This window comes from Shewanella aquimarina, from assembly GCF_023349185.1.
In the GTDB taxonomy this organism is placed as follows: Bacteria; Pseudomonadota; Gammaproteobacteria; order Enterobacterales; family Shewanellaceae; genus Shewanella; species Shewanella aquimarina.
Genome location: NZ_JAKIKY010000004.1, coordinates 117,452 through 138,186, shown reverse-complemented (window position 1 = coordinate 138,186; position 20,735 = coordinate 117,452). Strand labels below are relative to the sequence as shown.

At 50.9% G+C, this 20,735-nt stretch carries 17 protein-coding genes and 1 riboswitch; of the genes, 8 read left to right on the top strand and 9 right to left on the bottom strand.

Annotated features, from left to right (window positions below; genetic code table 11):
* Positions 1-43: 43 nt before the first annotated feature.
* The gene (locus tag L2731_RS06725) at positions 44-781 is read right to left on the bottom strand and encodes a dienelactone hydrolase family protein (RefSeq protein ID WP_249252377.1); all 738 of its coding nucleotides are present in this window, start codon (positions 779-781) and stop codon (positions 44-46) included.
* A gap of 114 nt (positions 782-895) precedes the next feature.
* On the bottom strand, positions 896-1,885 hold the full coding sequence (locus L2731_RS06720) for a 2-hydroxyacid dehydrogenase (protein ID WP_249252376.1): 990 nt from the start codon (positions 1,883-1,885) through the stop codon (positions 896-898).
* 218 nt (positions 1,886-2,103) lie between these two features.
* On the opposite strand from L2731_RS06720, the gene L2731_RS06715 reads away from it, so the two are divergent.
* The 6 genes from L2731_RS06715 (at position 2,104) to L2731_RS06690 (ending at position 8,781) form a co-directional block, all read left to right on the top strand.
* Positions 2,104-2,520, top strand: a complete 417-nt coding sequence (locus L2731_RS06715) for a hypothetical protein (protein WP_249252495.1) — start codon at positions 2,104-2,106, stop codon at positions 2,518-2,520.
* Positions 2,495-3,025 carry a class I SAM-dependent methyltransferase gene (locus L2731_RS06710; protein ID WP_249252375.1) on the top strand — a complete coding sequence of 177 codons (531 nt, stop codon included), beginning with the start codon at positions 2,495-2,497 and terminating at the stop codon, positions 3,023-3,025. Before L2731_RS06715 ends, L2731_RS06710 begins: the two co-directional genes overlap by 26 nt.
* A 25-nt stretch (positions 3,026-3,050) precedes the next feature.
* Complete coding sequence (locus tag L2731_RS06705; protein WP_249252374.1) at positions 3,051-3,338, top strand: hypothetical protein; 288 nt, start codon at positions 3,051-3,053, stop codon at positions 3,336-3,338.
* Between the two features lie 113 nt (positions 3,339-3,451).
* Positions 3,452-4,129 carry a bifunctional tRNA pseudouridine(32) synthase/23S rRNA pseudouridine(746) synthase RluA gene (gene rluA, locus L2731_RS06700; protein WP_249252373.1) on the top strand — a complete coding sequence of 226 codons (678 nt, stop codon included), beginning with the start codon at positions 3,452-3,454 and terminating at the stop codon, positions 4,127-4,129.
* Between the two features lie 118 nt (positions 4,130-4,247).
* Positions 4,248-4,709 (top strand): transcriptional regulator AsnC, encoded by a 462-nt coding sequence (gene asnC, locus L2731_RS06695; RefSeq protein ID WP_011864588.1) that lies wholly within the window; start codon positions 4,248-4,250, stop codon positions 4,707-4,709.
* A gap of 220 nt (positions 4,710-4,929) precedes the next feature.
* A complete protein-coding gene (locus tag L2731_RS06690; RefSeq protein WP_239849656.1) occupies positions 4,930-8,781 on the top strand; it encodes a S8 family serine peptidase in 3,852 nt (1,283 codons plus the stop codon).
* Between the two features lie 114 nt (positions 8,782-8,895).
* Here L2731_RS06690 and L2731_RS06685 read toward each other — a convergent pair whose 3' ends face one another.
* From L2731_RS06685 to L2731_RS06675, 3 genes are all read right to left on the bottom strand, one after another.
* A complete protein-coding gene (locus L2731_RS06685; protein ID WP_249252372.1) occupies positions 8,896-10,002 on the bottom strand; it encodes a succinylglutamate desuccinylase/aspartoacylase family protein in 1,107 nt (368 codons plus the stop codon).
* Positions 9,999-11,357, bottom strand: coding sequence for a lysine-sensitive aspartokinase 3 (gene lysC / locus L2731_RS06680; protein ID WP_249252371.1), 1,359 nt, complete (start codon positions 11,355-11,357; stop codon positions 9,999-10,001). The genes L2731_RS06685 and lysC overlap by 4 nt, the downstream gene beginning before the upstream one ends.
* Positions 11,358-11,486: 129 nt before the next feature.
* Positions 11,487-11,663: riboswitch (Lysine riboswitch) on the bottom strand.
* Positions 11,664-11,765: 102 nt separating this feature from the next.
* On the bottom strand, positions 11,766-12,197 hold the full coding sequence (locus tag L2731_RS06675; protein WP_249252370.1) for a DUF3293 domain-containing protein: 432 nt from the start codon (positions 12,195-12,197) through the stop codon (positions 11,766-11,768).
* A 577-nt stretch (positions 12,198-12,774) separates the two neighbouring features.
* Between L2731_RS06675 and arcA the strand changes: the two genes are divergently transcribed.
* Positions 12,775-13,494, top strand: coding sequence for a two-component system response regulator ArcA (gene arcA / locus L2731_RS06670; protein WP_011864583.1), 720 nt, complete (start codon positions 12,775-12,777; stop codon positions 13,492-13,494).
* Between the two features lie 710 nt (positions 13,495-14,204).
* On the opposite strand, the gene L2731_RS06665 is transcribed toward arcA, so the two are convergent.
* Positions 14,205-16,457, bottom strand: coding sequence for a S9 family peptidase (locus L2731_RS06665; protein ID WP_249252368.1), 2,253 nt, complete (start codon positions 16,455-16,457; stop codon positions 14,205-14,207).
* A 203-nt stretch (positions 16,458-16,660) separates the two neighbouring features.
* Between L2731_RS06665 and L2731_RS06660 the strand changes: the two genes are divergently transcribed.
* Positions 16,661-17,650: a class 1 fructose-bisphosphatase gene (locus tag L2731_RS06660; protein ID WP_249252366.1), complete on the top strand. Its 990-nt coding sequence runs from the start codon at positions 16,661-16,663 to the stop codon at positions 17,648-17,650.
* Positions 17,651-17,735: 85 nt separating this feature from the next.
* Here the strand turns inward: L2731_RS06660 and L2731_RS06655 are convergent, their stop codons facing one another.
* The 3 genes from L2731_RS06655 to L2731_RS06645 form a co-directional block, all read right to left on the bottom strand.
* Positions 17,736-18,764, bottom strand: coding sequence for a DUF2157 domain-containing protein (locus tag L2731_RS06655; RefSeq protein WP_249252365.1), 1,029 nt, complete (start codon positions 18,762-18,764; stop codon positions 17,736-17,738).
* Positions 18,765-18,829: 65 nt separating this feature from the next.
* Positions 18,830-19,174, bottom strand: a complete 345-nt coding sequence (locus tag L2731_RS06650; protein WP_249252364.1) for a hypothetical protein — start codon at positions 19,172-19,174, stop codon at positions 18,830-18,832.
* Positions 19,175-19,604: 430 nt separating this feature from the next.
* Positions 19,605-20,486, bottom strand: a complete 882-nt coding sequence (locus L2731_RS06645; protein ID WP_249252363.1) for an NAD-dependent epimerase/dehydratase family protein — start codon at positions 20,484-20,486, stop codon at positions 19,605-19,607.
* Positions 20,487-20,735 lie beyond the last annotated feature (249 nt).

Here is a 20,735-nt window from a genome sequence, read left to right as displayed (position 1 = left end):
CTTAGGTTCGCCTTTTTGTTCATAATACTTCTACATAATCAGTTTAGCGCAGCACCCGATGGAAGAAGGCCACCGCCTGCTGATAGATCTGCAGCGCCAGCGCGGGATCGTATCTGTCGCCCTCATCACGCATAAAGGCATGCTGGGCATTGACCTCGAGATAGGTAAACTTGCGCCGCGTCTCCGTCAGTCTGTCATAGATGAGCCTGCGCCCCTCGCTCGGCACATGGGGATCTTGCTTGCCAAACACCAGCACTAACTCACCGTCTATATCGCCGGTACGGCTCAGGGAATCATTACCCGGATTGGCCGGCAGGGTACCTGAGTGAATGTCAGTAGGGTAGAGACAGAAGGCACCGACGACGTCGATATTGAGCGCGGCGCGGTAGGCTAGATGACCGCCGATACAGACGCCCATGGCCCCGATCTGATTGGTGCAGAATGCTTGGCTCATGGCAAAGTCGACTAAGGCCTGAGTGTCGCTGTCGTGATGCTCCAGCGCCTTGGTAAACTTGTCCTGATTGCCCTTATCTTTGCCCTCATCGTCATAGGCCAACACTGTGCCTATGGGGTTGAGCTCATGGAAGACTTCCGGCACCAAGACCACGAAACCGTGACCGGCCAACATGGTTGCGGCTCTCGCGATGGGTGCGGTCTGTTGGAAAATCTCCGAGTAAAAGATGATCGTCGAGAACAAGCCCTCGCTGTCGGGACGATAGAGATAACAGCGCATCGTGCCCGTGGGCGTGTCTATGTCGTGAACTTCCTGTTTTACCATCATAATCTTGCCCTCAGGCCAATAAACTTATCCCTAAGTTATCAGCCTGGGCTCCCCTTGTCAGGTGAAACCCGGCTGACGAAACTAAAGAAGTGAAAGAAGTAGAAGTGAAAGAAGTTAAAATAGCTGGTTCGGGCACTCTTCGCCATCGAGCAGCTGACGCACATTGGTCAAGCTAGTGTGAGCAATGGCGCCGAGCGCCTCCTCGGTGAGGAAGGCCTGGTGACCGGTAAAGATCACGTTGTGGCAGGCCGACAGACGTCTGAACACATCGTCCTGGATGATCTGGTTCGACTTATCCTCGAAGAAGAGCTCTTTCTCATTCTCGTACACGTCTAGCCCGAGGGAACCTATCTGTCCGGTCTTGAGCGCCTCCATGGCATCGAAGGCATTTAGCAGGCCGCCACGGCTGGTGTTGATCACCATGACCCCAGACTTCATCTTGTCGAAGCTCGCCTTGTTGAGCAGGTGATGATTCTCTTTGGTTAGCGGACAATGCAGACTGATGATGTCGCTCACGGCATAAAGCTCATCCAGTGACAGGTATTCGATGCCCATATCTAACACCGCCTGGTTGGGGTAAGGATCGTAAACCACGACCTTACAACCGAAACCAAGGAGAATCTTAATGGTCGCCACCCCAATCTTGCCCGTGCCAATCACCCCGACGGTGCGGCCATACATATTGAAGCCCACCAGCCCCTCAAGGGAAAAGTTGGCATCACGGGTACGTTGGTAAGCCTTATGTACCTTACGGTTAAGGGTCAACATCAGGGCCACCGTATGCTCGGCCACCGACTCGGGCGAATAGGCGGGAACGTTTACCACCCTGATCCCCAGGCGTTTGGCCGCCTCGAGGTCCACGTTATTAAATCCGGCGCAGCGCATCGCAATGATCTTAGTGCCATTTTTAGCTAGCTCTACCAACACCTCTTCACATAGCGAATCGTTAACGAAGGCGCAAATCACCTCAAAACCATAGGCCAGCTTGACCGACTGCATACACAGACGATAATCGAAATACTCAATCTGAGCGCCAAAGGCCTGGTTGGTGCGGTTGAAATGTTCCATGTCATAGTGCTTAGCACTAAAAAAACCTATTCTCATCTTAGCTACCTAAAAGTGGTTCAACATTAAGCAGAGATTTGTCACCCTAGTATCACAAAGCCTCTGCCTGTCTTGGCTCCATTATAGCCAAGGAAACATGTGCCTTAGCAAAGATAAATCGCCCTTAGATCACGAAATAGTTAACTTTGTGAGCCGCCAATGTGTTTTATGTGAATTTCCTGCTAAGCTGGCGCAAATTTTCAGCCTTCTTTCGCCCCATGAGTCAAAAGCATAAGCCGATTTCCGAGAAACAGTTTTGGCTGCAACGCCTGAGCAAGACCAGCCTGCGCGCCCTGCACATCTTAGGTATCACAGGTGCCGGTGGCGGCATCTTACTCGGGGTGGATAAAAGCCTGTGGTGCAATTACTGGATCTTGGCCATGAGCACAGGTAGTTTGCTGATGCTATGGGAAGTGGTCAGAGACTGGCGCTGGCTGATCCAACTAAAAGGCGTGCTGACCCTGGTAAAACTCTGTCTACTTGCACTGTTTATTCCCCTCGCCGACTACAAGCCCGAACTGCTGATCGCCATCGTCTTGCTGTCGGTGATCGTCTCCCACGGCCCCGCTGGGCTCAGACATTTCTCGGTAATACATGGACGACGCCTCGATGGACGAAAAGAGATTAAGGGCTGAAGCCGCCCCGCTGCTGACTCAATGCAACCAGATTCTCGGGCTCGATAGCCATCCCCAGGTACTCGACCTTGCCTGCGGCACAGGGCGTAACGGCCTCTGGCTGGCCGCCCATGGCGCCCATGTCACCTTTATCGACAGAGACCTTGGCAGGCTAGCAGCTGTACCTAAGCAGTGTCAGGCCTTAGCGCTCGACTTGGAAAGCGGCGAGCCACGACTCCCCGAGTCGCGATATGACATAGTCCTGGTGTTCAACTACCTGCACCGCTCGCTGTTTGAGCTCATCAAAGCGAGCATCAAGCCCGGCGGTCTCATCATCTACGAGACCTTCATAGAGAAGCAGGCCGAGGTGGGCAGACCCAAGAACCCCAACTTCCTGCTGGCCGAAGGCGAATTATCGCAGCGCTTTTGTGGCTGGGAGACTTTGCACGCTTTCGAAGGTAATGTAGGCTGTGAAGAGACGCCCTGCTTCAAGGCGCAATATATTGGCCGTAAACCGGCTAACTAGGATCTCACAGCGTTAAGGACGATAGATGTTTCCCTATCCCGAACAGTACCGGCTCGCCGCGCCACCATTGGTCACCGCCTTCATGGTGTTATGGTCAATCCTGTCACGCGCCCTGTTCGGCGACGACAGCGCCATCGCCTTCTACCCGCTGTTTATGCTGTTTCCCCTCAATATCTTACTGCATGGCAAGTTGATCTGGCAGGCCAAGGGGATCGAGCGGTTGGATCAGAGCATTTACGCCTTTATCCACCTCAGCCTGGCGTTCGTGGTCTGGACCTTTGCCATCATGCATGTCAATGGCCACAGCTTTTAGCCCCAAGCTCTACCGATACACCCGTCTAAACCACATAGGTTTCGTCCACAATACTTGCGCCGCCCGCGCCCTAGGGGTATCTTTGCAGCCCGATTTAACCCCCAAGGTTTGCTATGACTGATTTTGTGTATGCGCCGCCTACCGAGCCCTGGCTCGAGATCCTCCATGAGGATAAAGATATTCTGGTGGTCAATAAGCCCTCTGGCCTCTTGTCGGTGCCGGGACGCGACCCCGCCTATCATGACAGCGTCTACACCCGTGTCTTACGCGACCACCCCAACGCCCAGATCGTTCACCGCCTGGATATGGCGACTTCAGGCGTTATCGTGGTGGCGCTCAGACGCAGCGCCGAGCGGGAACTTAAGCGCCAGTTTCGCGATCGCGAGACCCATAAGATCTACTACGCCCGGGTCGCCGGTCATCTGAAGGCTGAGCAAGGTAGCGTCGACTATCCGCTGATCTGCGACTGGCCCAACCGCCCGAAACAGAAGGTGGATCATCAAATCGGTAAGGCATCTAAGACGCTGTTTGAGGTCGTCAGCCGCGCCAAGCGCTCGACCCTGGTTAAACTCACCCCGATAACGGGGCGTTCTCATCAGCTGCGTGTTCACATGATGGCCATTGGGCATCCCATTTTGGGCGATAACTTCTACGCCGATCCTCTGGCTAAGCGTCTGGCACCGCGTCTGCTACTGCATGCCCAGTCACTGAGCCTGACCCATCCCTACAGCAAGCAGCCTATGACCTTTAGCACACCTATTCCTTTTGTAGATGTCACCGAGCAGCAATAGGCCCGTCATTCACAGAGAAATTTTGCGATAAAATCTACTTAACTCGCTAAAAGGTTAGCAGTTTGCTAACCAATGCCGTAAATTACCTCATAATATTGATTCAAAACGGTATATGGCAATGGATAGTTCATTTCAACGAGACCAACTCGACAACCAGATCCTCTCGGCGCTCATGGAGGAGGCACGCACCCCCTTTGCCGAACTGGCTAAACGCTTCGGCGTGAGTGCTGGAACCATACATGTGCGGGTAGAGAAGATGAAGCAGGCTGGCATCATCACGGGCGCCCAGATCACGGTCAACCCCAAGGCCTTAGGCTATGATGTCTGCTGCTTTATCGGCATCAACCTCAAGAGCGCCGGAGACTATCCTGCCGCCATCGCCAAGCTCAACGCCTTAGAAGAGGTCACCGAGGCCTATTACACCACAGGCAACTACAGCATCTTCGTCAAGGTGATGTGCCAGTCGATCGATGGCCTGCAACATGTACTGATCAACCGCATCCAGTCGATCGATGAGATCCAGTCCACCGAGACACTCATAAGTTTACAAAATCCAATCAGCCGCGCGGTGAAGCCTTAAGTCAGTACCGTTGCGGCTTACAGGCTTAGCGAATACTACTATAAAAAAACCGCTTACAACTTTTTCTTCTACCAGCTTTAACTTTGGTAATCTTTTGTGTTAAAAAGAACAAGCCGTCAACATGGCGGCAACAAAATAAGAAAAGATTAGTAACCAAAGTTACAGCAATACCAATAGTGTTTTGTGTCTGAAAACACTTCTATTTGACAAGGAAGAAGTTGTGAAAACTAAATTATCTCTAGCCATTTCAGCGGCGCTGATCTCGAGTGCGGCTGTTGCCAGCAACCAGTACACCGCAAATCCCTACGCACCGGAAATCACTTCTGCCGATAGCTACAAGAAGCCAGCAGCTTCTCAGCCTTCACAAGTGGCTCCCCAGCGCTTCATAATTGAACTAAACTCTCCAGCCGTCGCTAAATACCAAGGCGGCATTGAGTCAATGGCAGCTACAGCCCCTAAGAAAGGCCAAAAGGTTAACGTACAGTCTGCACCAGCTCAAAGCTATGCCAGCTTCCTCGCCAAAGAGCAGTCACAATTTGTGAGTGAACTGGCGAAGAAAGTGCCTAACGCCAAAGTCGAGCAAAGCTTCAAGACCCTATTTAACGGTGTGACTATCGTTGGTCAAGGTCTAAGCATCGAGCAGCTAGCGGCCATGCCAAACGTTAAGTCTGTGTACCCAGAGACCATGTACGAAGCTAACATGGACTCATCTCACGACGTCATCAACTCAGCGGCGATGTGGGAAGCGGTTTCTGGTATGGAAAACGCTGGTAAAGACATTCGTGTAGCGGTAATTGATACAGGTATTCGCCCAGAAAACCCAATGTTTGCTGGCGAAGGTTTCACAAAACCAGCCGAAGGAATGCCAAGCGACGACTACTGTTCGACAGTAGATGCAAGCTTCTGTAACGACAAACTAATCGTTGCCCGTTGGTCACAACCTACTTTTGAAGTGTGTGCCGAAGAGCACATGAGCCCACTGGGTTACGGTGGTCACGGCTCTCACGTTGCCGGTACTTCTGTAGGTAACAAGATCACCACTACCTATGAAGGTGTTGAAGTTGAACTGTCAGGCGTTGCACCTGCTGCCTACCTGATGGTTTACAAGGCCCTATTCACTAAGACTGACTGCGCTCGTGGCAGTGGCTCTAACATCATGCTGATGGAAGCGATGGAGCACGCGGTAAACGATGGTGCAGATGTAATCAACAACTCTTGGGGTGGTGGCGCCGGTGGCGACCCAGCCAACAGCCCATACAAGGCGATGTATGAAGCCGCTGAAGCCGCTGGCGTAGTGGTTGTTACCGCTGCGGGTAACGACGGTAACGGCCCTCAAACTATCGGTTGTCCAGCCTGTATCGAATCTGGCATTACCGTAGCCAACACCACAACAGGTCGTTTCTTCGCTAACACGCTAACCGTGGATGGGGAAGAAATTCTAGCTCTTGAAGGTAACAATGGTCTGCTAGAAAGCGATATCTCTGGACAAATTATCGCTGCAGCTAATATTGATGCAGAGAACACTATTGGCTGTACGCCATTTGCTGCCGACTCTTTCAAAGACGGTATCGCGCTTATCTCTCGTGGTTCATGCTCATTCGCGACTAAGGCTGAAAATGCAGAAGCTGCTGGCGCGAAAGCTATGATCGTTTACAACAGCGTACCAGGTGCTCCAATCACTATGTATATGCCAGATTCAACACTGCCAGCAGTGATGGTCTCTGACGCTGATGGTGCTGCAATTCTTGAAGGCCTAGGTGATGACACCACAGGTACGATTGCTGCCGAAGTTACTCGTATCGTTAACAGCAAGTTTGCCGATATCCTGAACCAGTCTAGCTCTCGTGGTCCTAACGGTAACCAAAACATTCTGAAGCCAGATCTTGCAGCGCCAGGTACCTCTATCCTGTCTGCAACCTCTCCTGATGAAGATGGCACTGACTTTACCACTATGTCAGGTACAAGTATGGCGAGCCCACATGTTGCAGGTGCTGCAGCCTTGATGAGCCAGCTACACCCTGATTGGTCTGCTAACGACATCAAGACTGCTCTAACCTCTACCGCTCATATGGATGGCGTGCTTGATGATGATGCAGCCACACCAGCCGATCCATTTGCAATGGGCGCGGGTCGCATGGATTTAGATGCTGCGGCTAAAGCAGTTCTGACCTTCGACAAGCCTTCAATCGCTTCTGACTCTTGTGTCGGTCCTTGTACTTTCACTCGTACCGTATACAACAAGAGCGACGAGAAGACCTCTTGGGAGCTTTCAGCTTCTTCTGACAGCGCAGGTATCAGCGTATCGCCTTCATCACTGGAACTGGAAGCTGGCGAATCAGCAACCTTCACTGTGACTGTTGATTCAACCTTCAGCGAATACGGTGCTTGGATCTTCGGTAACGTAATGATCAAGAGTGCTTCTCACCAAGATGCTCACCTACCTGTTGCCATCTTGGCGAAAGAATCTAGTGATGATTCACTGATCTCTACCATGGCGACCAAGGCGGATCTAACAGCCGCTGAGGATATGCCAATCAAAGCCGTTGTAAACAACACTGTGTTTGAGAACACTGTGACTGTTACCGCTATGGCACCAGAAGGCACTAAGCTCACTTCTGCCGATGATGTTGAGGTGACACTAAATGGTGCAACGCAAAACGGTTTTGAAGTTGATGAAGCACTTGGTCGTATCACTTGGGTAGGTAGACTGGATCTTCCAGAGATCAAATCGGCTAAAGGTACTGGCGCAGCGCCAAGTATCTTCGACCTAGACCTGGCTTATGTTCCAGCTTGTACTGATGGTTGCGATGAGAAGTCATTCACCTTCAACCTGCCTGAGTTCAAATACAACGGTGCAACTTACACCCAGCTAACCATCTCTGACAACGGTATCGCTATCGTTGGTGGCGGTTCAGCTTCTGGCACTTGGAACAACAAGGAACTACCAGATAGCGCGAATCCAAACAACATCTTGGCACCGTTCTGGAGTGACTACGACCTGAGCGATGGCACTGTTGGTGACACTGGTGGCGGACAGCTAGGTATCAGCGTTGTTGCTGCTGGCGACAAGAAGTGGATCGTTGTCGAATGGAAAGATGCCCAGCTCTATGCAGACGATTCTGGTAACAAGTACAGCTTCAGCCTGTGGATTCAAACTGGTGACGTAGAAGATATTTGGTTCAACTACCTAGACATCCCTAACATGCCTAGCAATGTCACTATCGGTGCAGAGAACATCAGCGGTAGCGTAGGTACAACCTTCCACTACAATGGACAAGGTGGCACTGTTACTTCTGACGACTATGTTGCACTTCAAGCAACCTCTTCAGGCAGCGTAGAGATCGACTATCTGGCAACACCAACTAGCTTCAACCCAGGTCAAACAGACAACTTCTCAGTTGACGAAGAAGCGACCTTGGAAGCAAACGTGTTAGAAAACGACACTGTTAGCCAAAAAGTGGCTCGCGTCTCTATAACTGGTGACGGCATGACGGCTAATGCGCAGCGCATTATCGATGTTGCGCCTGCTGGAGCCCTAGGTGAAGCGACACTGGTTGATGAGCCTGAGCATGGTGAAGTAACTGTAGATAAAGATGGTTCTATTACCTACACACCAGAAGATGACTTCTTCGGTAAAGACTCATTCACCTACACCTCTAAGGATGCCGAAGGCAACCTGAACGCAGCGACTACTGTCAACGTGATGGTGAACAACATCAACGATGCGCCAACTGTCGCGCCTAGCGGTATGACAAGTACCGAAGGCTTCGTGGTTACCGCTAAGGCTAACGGTAAAGACGTTGATGGTGACAAGCTAACCTACACTTGGACACAGACTGCAGGTACACCTGTTACCTTTAACAACGGCGGTGCAGAAATTAAGTTCACTGCTCCAGCGGGTAACAACACCCTGACTTTCTCTGTTGTCGCCAGCGATGGTGAGCTAGAGAGTGCAGCAGGTACTGCAACAATCACAGTTAACGCCAAGGAAGAGAAATCTTCAGGTGGTGGTTCACTGGGTTGGTTCGCACTACTGATGCTACCATTTGCAGCGCTACGTCGTCGCAAGTAAGCATCTAGCATGAACAGAAAAAGGGAGCCATTTGGCTCCCTTTTTTATTGGTAACGCTTCGGGCGATTAGACCAAACTCTACGCTAACACGCTAAGTCTTAACCAAGCCTATAACTAAAGCGGAAACACCTTGGTCATCACCTTGTAGAGTTCCGTGCCTTGGTTGACAGATGCCGAGGCAAAATGCAGTACTGGCACGCAGTCTACAGGCAGACTCAGAGGCACTATCGCATCCTCCTGGCCATATCTGTCGACACGCAGGATGTTGGCGAGCGGTTCACCGGCCAAAAGAGGCTGCCCAACCTTCGCCTTATACTCCACCAAACCACCCAGTGGCGCATGATACTTCTTATAGTCTTTCAGGTGGCAGGCATAGCGTGGCATGCCCGAGGGCGAAATGCGCTCACCTATCACGCCGCGCAGGCTGAGATAGGCCAGTATCCCTTCAGCATCCACCAAGGCATCCGCCAGGTCGACATTCTCTTGACTACCAAGCTCCAAGGTAAAGGCCGATACGGGCACCTCAATCTCTCGCGCCTGAGTGGCCAGATATTCACTCAGCTGCCACCAGGGACAGAAGATAGACTCATCCATGGCCCCGCCAAACTCGTTGGGGATCAGCAGGGTATAGGGAATAGAGAAGTACTTGGCGGCATCTTGGTCATACTCGGGGCAATAGAGGTGCTTGCACGACTTAGGGCCGGTATGCAGATCCAGCACGATATCCGCCTCATGGCCCATCTGCTGCAGGCTCACCGCCAGACGATGGCCCGTAGTGATCCCCCAGGGCTCATGCAGACGGCTATAGCAACGCTCAACCAGCAAGGCCCTGAAATGGGCGATCAGCTCGGCATCATTCAGGTGTTTATGGCCCTGATACCAGCTAGCAATATCCAACTTATGGTCGAGATATTCACGGTTCCAGTTCACCCCGGTAATGGGATCGAACCGGCCCAGGGTAAACTCGCCACTCTTTTGATTAATTCCCAGAGGATTAGCCAGAGGCACCAGGGTGATCTTGCCGCGCAGCTCGCAGCCTTCGAGCGCCTGCATCAGCTGATAGATCACCGCATTACCCTGCACCTCGGCGCCGTGGACGTTGGCCTGAATATAGACACTCGGCCCGGTCAGCACCTCAGGGGCAAACTCAAACAGGTTCAGCTCGAGATCTTGGCCAGTGGCGAGCTCGCCAATCTTTAGCGTGGAACGACCCAGCTTCATAGCGCCCCTTCGAATAAGTTTTGATGTAGGGCGCTGACGACCTGAGCCGCCTCAGACTCGGCCACCAGGACACATAAGTTGTGTGGACTTGCGCCCTGACAGATCATGCGCACATTGTGGGGCTCTAACACCTCGAACACGCGGCGACATACACCCGGCGTGGTGGCAATCTTGTTACCCACTATCGCCACCAGCGCCAGGCCATCTTCGACCCGCACCCGGCAATGCTGCGACAGCTCCTGCAACAAGGCCTCGCTCAGCAGGCTGTTTCCGGCCGAATCTGAACCCGTCTTATCTAGCGTCAGAGAGACGTTCACCTCTGAGGTGGTGATTAAGTCCACACTGATCTTGTGGCGCGCCAGGGTGGCAAAGGTCTCGGCCAGGAAGCCTTGGGCGTGCAGCATCTGCAAGCTGTGCAGGTTAAGTAGCGTCTGGTCGCGTCGCACCACCACGGCGCGATAGATGGGCTCGTCATTCACCTGATGACGTATCCAGGTGCCACCGAGCTCAGGGGCCTTACTGGAGCCAACAAACACCTGAATCTTGTGTCTGACCGCCGGCAAAATGGTTGCCGGGTGCAGCACCTTGGCACCGAAGGTGGCCATCTCGGCCGCCTCGTTAAAACTTATCTCAGGGATAGGGCGCGCATTCGGCGCTAGGCGTGGATCTGTGCTGAAGATCCCCGGCACATCCGTCCAGATCTCAACCGCAGACGCATCCAGCGCCTCGGCAAGCAGGGCCGCCGAATAATCGCTACCCCCACGGCCTAACGTAGTGGTGGCCCCCTGTTCATCGGCGCCGATAAAACCTTGGGTCACGATACGCTGCTCACTAAGCAGTGGTAGCAGATGCTCTGTGCAAAGCTGCTTCACCGCTTCGATCTGCGGCTCGGCACGGCCGAAATGACTGTCGGTACGCATCACCTGACGCACATCGAAGGCGCTCGCCCGCTCGCCCTTCTCTCTCAGCACAGCAGCAAACAAGACTGATGAACACTGCTCACCCTGGGCAAGCAGTTCGTCTGTAGTCTCCTTATTACGGTTTTGGGAGAGCGACTCGCTCAGGCTGGCAATCTTACTTAAGATGGCATCGAGGCGGGCGGCCACATCATGGGGCTGACCCAACTCGTCGAGGATCTTATATTGAATCGAGGCGATCGCCTTGAGCAGCTGCTGACGACGCTCAAAGCCCACATGCTCCTGAGTTAGCTCCACCAGGAGATTGGTCACACCGCTCGAGGCGCTAACGACCACCACGCGGGGTTCAGGATTGGCCAATACGATATCGGCGCAGCGGTTCATCGCCTCATAATCGGCAACCGAGGTACCACCAAACTTAGCAACAACAATAGACATTAGCGCACCTCAACCCAAGTAGCTGACGATGACACGAAAGAAATAGATAACATTGAATACGCTCCGAACTTACTTCGTTCGAAGAGCCTGGTGCAAAGATGACGCACCCCAAGACGGGAAACAGCGATTGCCACCAGAAGCTCTCCACCAAAAAACAGGTGACAATCGATGGGATTCAGCCCAGTCGACCGATAAATAGATGAAACCAAACATCTCTTTACCTCGGCGTTAATCTCCCTCATAAACCGTCAACGGAGTTTGGACTCCTCGGGCTTACTACCTAGTTAACGCTCCTCTTCTGTATCACTAACCTTAAGGTCAGGATGCAAGAAAACTATCAAATAACAGAATAAAAAGTCAACGATATTTTAGCTTGTCTTGATGAAAGCCTCTCAAGTTCCCCGCCTGCTAGCGGCTGATGTCGGGCAGCTCGCTGACCAGACAGACCCGGGCAGAAAACTTGCCCAGGGTGAGCTCGTCATACTCCACCAGACAAGGCACCAGTTGCAGCTCGTCCTCATCGACAAAATAGATGGCGTTTTGATTAAACACCTTGCCAAGATCTACGGCTGCGGCCTTATCGATAGACACGGCCCAGCTCTTCTCCATATGGCCTCTGTCACTGGAGGCACCGATCAGGGCACGATAGGGATATTGGAGACGTTGAATATGACGTTGAAGCTGTTTGTCGAGGAGACGGTTTTGCGAGGGAGAAAGGTGTTGGCCTTTAGGATTATGAGCGGTAATGATTGCAAATGATAACGAAGGGGAGAAAGGTTGTGTAAGTAAGAACTGCGTTTGCTGATAGCATTGCCAAAGGTGTTCGCTTGCTTTACTCATCACTAAAATATTCCTAAATTAGATTCCGTCGATTATAGCAAAATTCCTCCGCCTTCCTAGAGGTGTGAGACAGGTCACTTTATTAAATTTTATTAATACCATTAAAATCAGAACCTTATGCGCACAAATGTGATTTACATCAAATCTCAAAGGAATTTTGTTAACATTTCATTTGTTAACAAATGACTAAAACGAGTACAATAAGTTCGTTGATTCACTTCCACTCATCTCACGATGAAATACTTTTTGTTACATCTTGTCGACTACAAGGTCATCAAAAGTTAGTCAATTTCCTGTATAAAATGTGAGCTTAGGCTGATTTAGCATTTAAACTTGAAAATATTAGATAGTTAACGGAACTATTCCCAACTATTGTTAATCGAAGTGAGTAACAGTTCGCGTGTCTTTTGAAAGAGATACGTATACTTTACTAATCATGAAGTGTGTTGCTGTACCAATTGGGTTTGATAAAAGCACTACGTGAGTTCGGTAATTGTCGCGAAGACAGATAGGGCGCAGCAGCACCAACTAGCGCTCATGGTTAGAACAGTTTTAAACAAATATTAGGTAAATAAATATGCAAAACCCGCACATTCTGATCGTTGAAGATGAAGCCGTTACCCGGAACACGCTAAGAAGTATTTTCGAGGCTGAAGGATATGTGGTAACTGAAGCCAATGACGGCGCAGAGATGCATAAAGCCATGCAGGAAAACAAGATCAATCTTGTGGTAATGGATATCAACCTACCAGGTAAGAATGGTCTACTGCTTGCGCGTGAACTTCGTGAAATCAACAACATCGGCCTTATCTTCCTTACCGGCCGTGACAACGAAGTTGACAAGATCTTGGGTCTGGAAATTGGTGCCGATGACTATATCACCAAGCCATTTAACCCACGCGAACTGACTATCCGTGCACGTAACCTGCTGACTCGCGTCAACAGCACCGGCGGCGAAACCGAAGAGAAGAGCGCCGTAGAATTCTACCGCTTCAACGGTTGGAGCCTAGAGATCAACAGCCGTTCACTGGTAAGTCCACAGGGCGAGTCGTACAAGCTGCCCCGCAGTGAGTTCCGCGCCATGCTGCACTTCGTTGAGAACCCAGGCAAGATCCTGACCCGTGCCGATCTGCTGATGAAGATGACAGGCCGTGAGCTTAAGCCACACGACCGTACTGTGGACGTGACCATTCGTCGCATCCGTAAGCACTTCGAAAGCTTGCCAGATACGCCTGAGATCATCGCTACCATCCACGGCGAAGGCTATCGTTTCTGCGGTAACTTAGAAGAAGCATAAATCACATCCAGCTAGCGCAAATGTGATTCGATTAATAAGCCAGTCTAACGACTGGCTTATTTGTACATGGATTGTACTTATCCCCGGTGGCCAAGGAAGGCCAAAGAGGGGGGTTGTACATGGATTTTCTGTTTATGGAGAGGTATCCCCGGTGGCCAGGGCCTTGAAATGTTCCAGACATTTCGAGGCATTTCCTCCCTGACCCACAGGGAAGTGGGGAATGTCTAAAATCCTAGGGAAGGATTTAGACCTGGAGGTCAGAAGGCCAAAGAGGGGATTTGTGTCTGGTACACTATGCCAAAGCCCAAGAATGGATAGCTTTGGTATTTGCACCTACAAATTTTGTCACACTAACCTAATTAACCTCATCACACTTCATTGCTTTGAATCACCTGCCCGGCGAGGGATGTGCAAACACAATTTTGGCACGCCGTACTTCCATCCTTGGAGGCTCCACGACGACGTCCTGTCGTCAAGGGCCAAAATCGTGTTTACACAGGTATCTTCTATCTCTTCGATTTCACTTCTTTTGATAAGTGCAGCAAGACGCAACGGCCAGGCTATCTAGGATAAGTTCAGTTTATTCATATCTTATTGAAGTTAATTAAAAACAGAGTCATCTAACTTCAATACTAATTCCCCAACAAAAAGCCCTGCTGCTTTCGATAAACAACAGGGCTTTTGTTTTGCTAAGGCCTAGCACCGATAGCTTAGTGCTTCAACTGTCTGTCGAGGAAGTCGGCCAGTGAGCGATAGAGGTGGGTACGCACCTTCTCACCGCGCATCGAGTGCTTAGAACCGGGGTAATCTATCATCTGGAACAGCTTGCCCTCATCCTGTAGCGCCTTGTAGACACGGGTGCTGTTTTCAAACAACACATTGTCGTCGGCCATACCGTGATACATGAGCAGACCAGACTGATAGCCTTTGACGTACGGCAGTACACTAGAGGCCGCGTAGCCTTCGGCATTGGTCTCTGGATGCGACAGGTAACGCTCTGTGTAGTGAGTGTCATACAGAGACCAGTCGGTCACGGGGGCACCCGAGATAGCCGCCTTAAAATGATCCGGCGCCTTAAACAGGCTCATCAGGGCCATGTAGCCGCCATAGCTATGGCCATAGATGGCGATGTTATTGCCATCCACATAGCTCAGGCTACGCAGGTAGTCGACGCCCGCTTTCTGATCGTTCACCTCGGCCTCGCCCAGATGTTTATAGATCACTTGCTCGAACTTAGTACCACGATGGGCCGAGCCGCGGTTATCCAGCTGGAACACGATAAAGCCCTGTTGCAGCAGATACTGGGTAAAGTAGTCGTGCTCGCTCCAGCTGTTAACCACCAGCTGGGCATGGGGACCACCGTAGACGCGCACCACCACAGGGTACTGCTTAGTGGCATCAAATTGCGTCGGCTTAAACAGACGATATTGCAGTGCCTGACCGTCTTCAGCCTTTATCTGGCCAAACTCGGGCAGCTGCCACTGACCAAAGTAAGGATAGAGAGGGTGCGCCTTATCCACCTTGTTCTGCTCCACCCAGGCCAGACGCTTGCCCTGCTCGTCGTGCAAACTAATCTGCGGCGGCTGCGCCAGGCTGTTGAAGTAATCCAGATAGATTGCCTGATTGTCGGCAAATACCGGCGCGTGCATGCCGCTACGCTTGCTCAGCTGCTCTATCTTGCCGCCCTTAAGCGGTACGCGGAACAGGTGCTGCTCGACCACGCTCGCCTTGCGGCCGGTGAAATAGACCCAACCCGCCTGCTCATCCACATGCACCAGCTCGTCCACCGCCCAATCGCCCTTAGTCAACCGCTTAAGCAGTCGTCCCTGCTGATCGAACAGATACAGATGGTTAAAGCCATCGCGCTCCGATGCCCACAGCATCTGCGTTGATTTTTTGAGGAAATATAGGTCGTTATTCAGGTTCACCCAGGCGTCACTCTCCTCGCGGATCATGGTCATTGGGGCATCCTGGCTACGTAGATCGACAATACGCAGATCTAAGGTTTTCTGATCTCGGCTCTGCCACTGAAAGGAAAGCTGCAGGCTGTCTGGCAACCACTTCACTCTCGGCAGATAGATATCCTTCTCCTCTCCCAGGTCGACCCAGCGCACTTTTTTATCGGCCAGGGTCACCACGCCCAAGTCGATGACCACGTTGTTCTTACCCGCATAAGGGTAACGCTGCTCGGTTAGCTTGATGCCATCGGCATAGATCTCGTTGCGGGTCACCAGCTCTACACCGGACTCGTCGATACGTGTAAAGGCGATGGCCGACTCATCCGGCGCCCACCAGTAACCCGTCATCCTGTCCATCTCCTCCTGGGCGACAAACTCGGCCATGCCATTCTTGATGGCGCCACCACCGTCTGTGGTCATGGCAGTCAGCTTCTGGGTTTTCAGATCGAATACATAGAGGTTCTGATCCCGCACGAAAGAGACATAATGCCCCTTAGGCGACAGCTTGGCATCTGTGGTAAAGCCCTCCCCTACAGGCAGTTGCGTCACCTTGTTATCGCTCAGCGAGTAGTAATAGAGGGCGCCCGATGCCGGGATCAGCAGCGCCTGGCTATCGTCCGCCCAGAAATATTCCATGATCCCCTGACCATAGATGCGCTGGCGCTCACGCCGCGCCTTCTCTTCGTCGGACAGTTCGGCACTTTTTAACTTATCGGCATCGAGCAGCAGGCTCTGTTTACCCGTTGCCACCTCCATCTGCCAGAGATCGTAGAAGTGTTGATCCTCTGCCCGACCAGCCAGATAGGTCACACGCTTACCGTCGGGCGACAGCTTTAATCCTCTTGGGCTACTGCCCGCCAATGCCGGAGAGGCATAGAGCCTCTCTACGGTGAGGGGCTCGTTGCCGCCAAGTGGCTGTACAAGTTGGGGTTGTGACGCACTTACCGCATGAGATAAAAACATAGGCACCGCCATTAAGGCTGAACTTATCCATTTTTTAGTCATTATTATGTCCGGATAGAAAACAGTTAGGTCAAATTGCAGGCTGACATTGTGCCCTAAAGTGACCCAAAACGAAAACCGCGATCCAGCCGACCTAAATTGCCGCTGAAAAAATGATTCATCTGGGGTAGAATCGCCCGCATAACAAGATAAACAAGATCTGACCTCCAGTGCGAGCCTAGCTCCCATTTGTCATAGGAAATAACATGCAAACTCTGGCACAACACCTTAGTTCACAAGGAATTCAAGCTCCGCTAGCCCAGCTGTTAACCACGCTGGCCGATACCTCTAAAGCCATCAGCCACGCGGTGCGTCACGGCGCCCTCGCAGGCGTGCTGGGCGCCACAGAACAGGAAAACGTTCAAGGCGAAACCCAGAAGAAGCTCGACGTGATCACCAACGACATGCTCAAAGAAGCCTTAACGGCCGACAGCACGGTACGTGGTCTGGCATCTGAAGAGGAAGATCATATTGTCGAGGTAGGTCAGAGCGGTGACTTCCTGGTCTGTTTCGACCCACTGGATGGTTCGTCAAACATCGACATCAACTCTCTGGTCGGTACCATCTTCTCGGTACTGCCGGCTCCTAGCGGTGAGCTGAGCGAGCAGAGCTTCCTACAGGCGGGTCGTCAGCAGGTCGCCGCTGGTTACGTGTTATATGGTCCATCGACCATGCTGGCCCTCACCACTGGCCAAGGGGTACAGCTGTTTACTCTCAACCCTGAGACTAACGAGTACCTGCTGACCAACGACGCCATGTCCATCAGCAAGGACACCAGCGAATTCGCCATCAACATGTCTAACCAGCGTTTCTGGGAAGCACCGATGCAGACCTATATCGCCGACCTGCTGCTTGGCAAAATCGGACCACGCGAGAAGTCATTCAACATGCGCTGGATCGCGGCCATGGTTGGCGACGTGCACCGTGTACTGTCACGCGGCGGCCTGTTCACCTACCCAACCGACAACAAGAATCCAGAGAAGCCATACAAGCTACGCCTAATGTACGAAGCTAACCCTATGTCTTTCCTGGTCGAACAAGCTGGCGGCAAGGCCTCTACCGGTTATGAAACCATCATGGACATCCAGCCAAGCGAGATCCACCAGCGCGTCGCTGTGATCTTAGGCTCGGCCAACGAAGTCGATGCCTGCCTTGAATACCACGGCCAAGACTACAGCGAAGAGCCAAGCCTGTAAACTAATCTTCTCCTGTTTATTAAATGAAAAAGTCGCCAACTGGCGACTTTTTTATTGCCTCACGGGAAGCATGTTAAAAGCCAATTCACGACTTTGATTCCAGCAGTTCCCTAAGTGGCGCCGGCAATAATGCTCTCGATTTTTCGGTAATGGCTTTTTCATGCTTCTGCCAGAGCACGCCGAGATAAACCACCCCGAGCCCGATTAACGATAATGCAATCGGGAACAGCCAGCTATCCTTAAAGACGTCGTAAGCCAAGTAACTGAGATAGCCGCAACTGCCAAGGGCACCAAATACCACGAATACTCTTCGAACTAACAGCGCGCCAACCCCTATCATCAAAAGGTTAATGCAGAAATAGATAAACTTTGATAGTTCGCTGTCTGAGTGCTGGAAAGTTAAGCCACACCAAAAGGCGATGACGCCGAAAATGTAGATCCAAAAGCCATAGTCAGCCTTATGGTGAGACCTGATGTCGACCCAAAAGGCGAGCCCTATCATTAATAGGCCTAAATACATTGAGACTAAGGATCTAAGCTCCCATGTTATTTCATCACCCGAGATCACCACTGTCATGTCCATCGTCATATACCAGAGGGTGACCGCGATAGGCATGATTAAAAAGGGATATTTATATCGCCACGCGGTGATGACGCCGACGACGAGTGTACCCAGTTCCATGTATAACCAATGCCATTTTATGACTCTGTGATAATCCCTGTAGGCACTCTCATCTGGCCATACACCTAACCATTGTTGCAGGCCATAAATCGCTAGAGGGGTTAAACAGACGACAAAGGTGGCACAAATGCCAGCTGGGATGATGAGGCCTCTTGCCGAAAACCTGTTGGTCAGGGTTAAACCAACAGCCGCATACAGCATCGAGATAAACAAAATACCTGCGCCGCCGAAGGACTCCCACCCTAAGTTCATGAAAAGCGTCATTGCGCCGATGGCGATAAGCCCACCCAAGTAATAGAGCACATGGGTAAAGGTAAATTTGGGATTGGCACTAGGCTGAGCGGCTAAGAACTGATAGAGAGCTTCAGCTTGCTGAGCTGAAATGATATTTTCCCGCGCCGCAGCATCTAACTGCTTCTTACTGACATCCATGTTTACTCCCTGACATTAATTTGTAACTAGCATAGTGACAACAGTGGTATTGCGATAGTCACTTGTTAGCAGCGGCTTTCTCGATTGAGTTTATCGATAAGCGCACGCAATTTTGTCAACTTAAGTTCGGTAAGCAGCACGACGACAAACAACCACAGGGCTCCGGCAATAAAAACAGCATTAATTAAGCTGTCACTATGCTGTTGATATCCATAAAGGCCGAGCATAAGAACCAAAGAAGCGGATAACGACATGCCCCAATCGTTGCTACCAAGCTTATACTCGTCCTTCGCAATATCCTTGGTGACAGTGACAGGGTTAGCGAGGCCATCTAACTTTACTAGAACTTTGCTATTCTTTTGACGAACGTTAAACCCTTCGCTCTCTAGCACTTCAACAACGCTTTGCATAATTTAAGGTCTCCTTTCCTTATCGTTTCTCAATACCCAAATAGATACAGTCAATGCATAAAAGCTATCGAAAGACAGCACTCACCTCTTTCGCAGCCTAAACTCTTTATTAGCTGATTTTTCCTAAAGCGCTGCGTCTAAACCAGTAGAAACAATATATCCAGCCAACCGGCGGCATAAAAACATTTAGGATGCACGTATAAAAAACAACCAAAGAAAGATTGTTAGAAATGCCTTTTGCATACCTAATTGTCAGATAAATAACGATAAGAGCAAGAACCAAATACACTTGCCCCCAAACAGTTGCGTTTAAATCCATTCGACTTAACACTCCATTTTCTAAACTGCGCTTAATTATAAGATGCGAAATATCCTACTTAGACAAACTTAAGACTCTAGGTTCGAATCATACAGGCAATTTGTTTCTTTGCTAACTTTGACTTTTCATTGGTAGAACCTCGGCGCTTTCATTATCGAGCAAACTCAATACACTCTCATAACCATATTTGGGCTGCCAGCCAAGCTCATGCTGTGCCAGGCTTGAATCATACACACGATCGAGCGATTGTGGCATGCTCCAACCTCGAACCGCAAAGCTCTCGGCAAGCCCCGGTATCGCCTCTCGAATAACATCATTGGCATCTCGATAAAGCCTTTCACAACATGCTTTGCTAAAGGGGGTCTTACCGGAAATGATGTAACGCCTGAACCCTGACAACCTACGCTTCACGGCGCAGGCATGGGCACGGGCAACGTCTCGAGCATCTATGCCGCGGGTCAAACGATAGACAGCCATTAAGTTCACCGGTTCAGGAAAACAGCGCGACATCTGCAGAACCGTGACAGGTAAATCAAACGAGCTTGAGATATTTTCGAGTAACTGCTCAGCCTTAATCTTTGAATGATGATAGATCGTCTTAGGCCTTGGCATCACAGTTTCATCAACCCATCCAGCACGTCCTTCGGGAGTTGACGCAAAACCATAAAGGGCAGTAGTGCTGGTGAATACAAAGTGTTTGATCCCCTTTTTTACCCCCATCAGAGCCAACTGCTCTGTCGCTTTGATATTGATCTCTTCAAATTCATCATCTGGTACCAACCCAACATGGGGCGCATGAAGCGCCGCGGTATGAATGATCACCTCGACACCTTCTAACGCTTCTGCCAATAAGGCAGTGTCACGGATATCTCCGACAACATCAGCGGTCGAACATGGTGTCCTATCGATCCCAACGACTTCATGCTCTTTCATTAGGTGAATATAGATGGCCCGACCGACCCTACCCGCAGTGCCTGTAACTAAAATTTTCAACTTTGCTGCCTATTTGAATACAGGAAACCATTCTAACAACGAAAAGCCTAATAGTACGAAATCCCAAACGCTTAACCCTTAAATGGCAGAGTTAAAGCCTAATCTAAGAGGTAAAACTTCCTGTATAGATGCATCTGCGAACGTCGATAGCAGGGCCACCGGGGATAACGTCCCCATAAACGTAAGTCCCTATACAAACACCAATGCCTTCCATCCCTGGGCTTTGGCATAAGTGTTCCTGACACAAAA

Coding starts and splice junctions, on each gene's coding strand:
- L2731_RS06725 (WP_249252377.1), bottom strand. CDS start 781: ATGATGGTAAAACAGGAAGTTCACGACATAGACACGCCCACGGGCACG.
- L2731_RS06720 (WP_249252376.1), bottom strand. CDS start 1,885: ATGAGAATAGGTTTTTTTAGTGCTAAGCACTATGACATGGAACATTTC.
- L2731_RS06715 (WP_249252495.1), top strand. CDS start 2,104: ATGAGTCAAAAGCATAAGCCGATTTCCGAGAAACAGTTTTGGCTGCAA.
- L2731_RS06710 (WP_249252375.1), top strand. CDS start 2,495: ATGGACGAAAAGAGATTAAGGGCTGAAGCCGCCCCGCTGCTGACTCAA.
- L2731_RS06705 (WP_249252374.1), top strand. CDS start 3,051: ATGTTTCCCTATCCCGAACAGTACCGGCTCGCCGCGCCACCATTGGTC.
- rluA (WP_249252373.1), top strand. CDS start 3,452: ATGACTGATTTTGTGTATGCGCCGCCTACCGAGCCCTGGCTCGAGATC.
- asnC (WP_011864588.1), top strand. CDS start 4,248: ATGGATAGTTCATTTCAACGAGACCAACTCGACAACCAGATCCTCTCG.
- L2731_RS06685 (WP_249252372.1), bottom strand. CDS start 10,002: ATGAAGCTGGGTCGTTCCACGCTAAAGATTGGCGAGCTCGCCACTGGC.
- lysC (WP_249252371.1), bottom strand. CDS start 11,357: ATGTCTATTGTTGTTGCTAAGTTTGGTGGTACCTCGGTTGCCGATTAT.
- L2731_RS06675 (WP_249252370.1), bottom strand. CDS start 12,197: ATGAGTAAAGCAAGCGAACACCTTTGGCAATGCTATCAGCAAACGCAG.
- arcA (WP_011864583.1), top strand. CDS start 12,775: ATGCAAAACCCGCACATTCTGATCGTTGAAGATGAAGCCGTTACCCGG.
- L2731_RS06665 (WP_249252368.1), bottom strand. CDS start 16,457: ATGACTAAAAAATGGATAAGTTCAGCCTTAATGGCGGTGCCTATGTTT.
- L2731_RS06660 (WP_249252366.1), top strand. CDS start 16,661: ATGCAAACTCTGGCACAACACCTTAGTTCACAAGGAATTCAAGCTCCG.
- L2731_RS06655 (WP_249252365.1), bottom strand. CDS start 18,764: ATGGATGTCAGTAAGAAGCAGTTAGATGCTGCGGCGCGGGAAAATATC.
- L2731_RS06650 (WP_249252364.1), bottom strand. CDS start 19,174: ATGCAAAGCGTTGTTGAAGTGCTAGAGAGCGAAGGGTTTAACGTTCGT.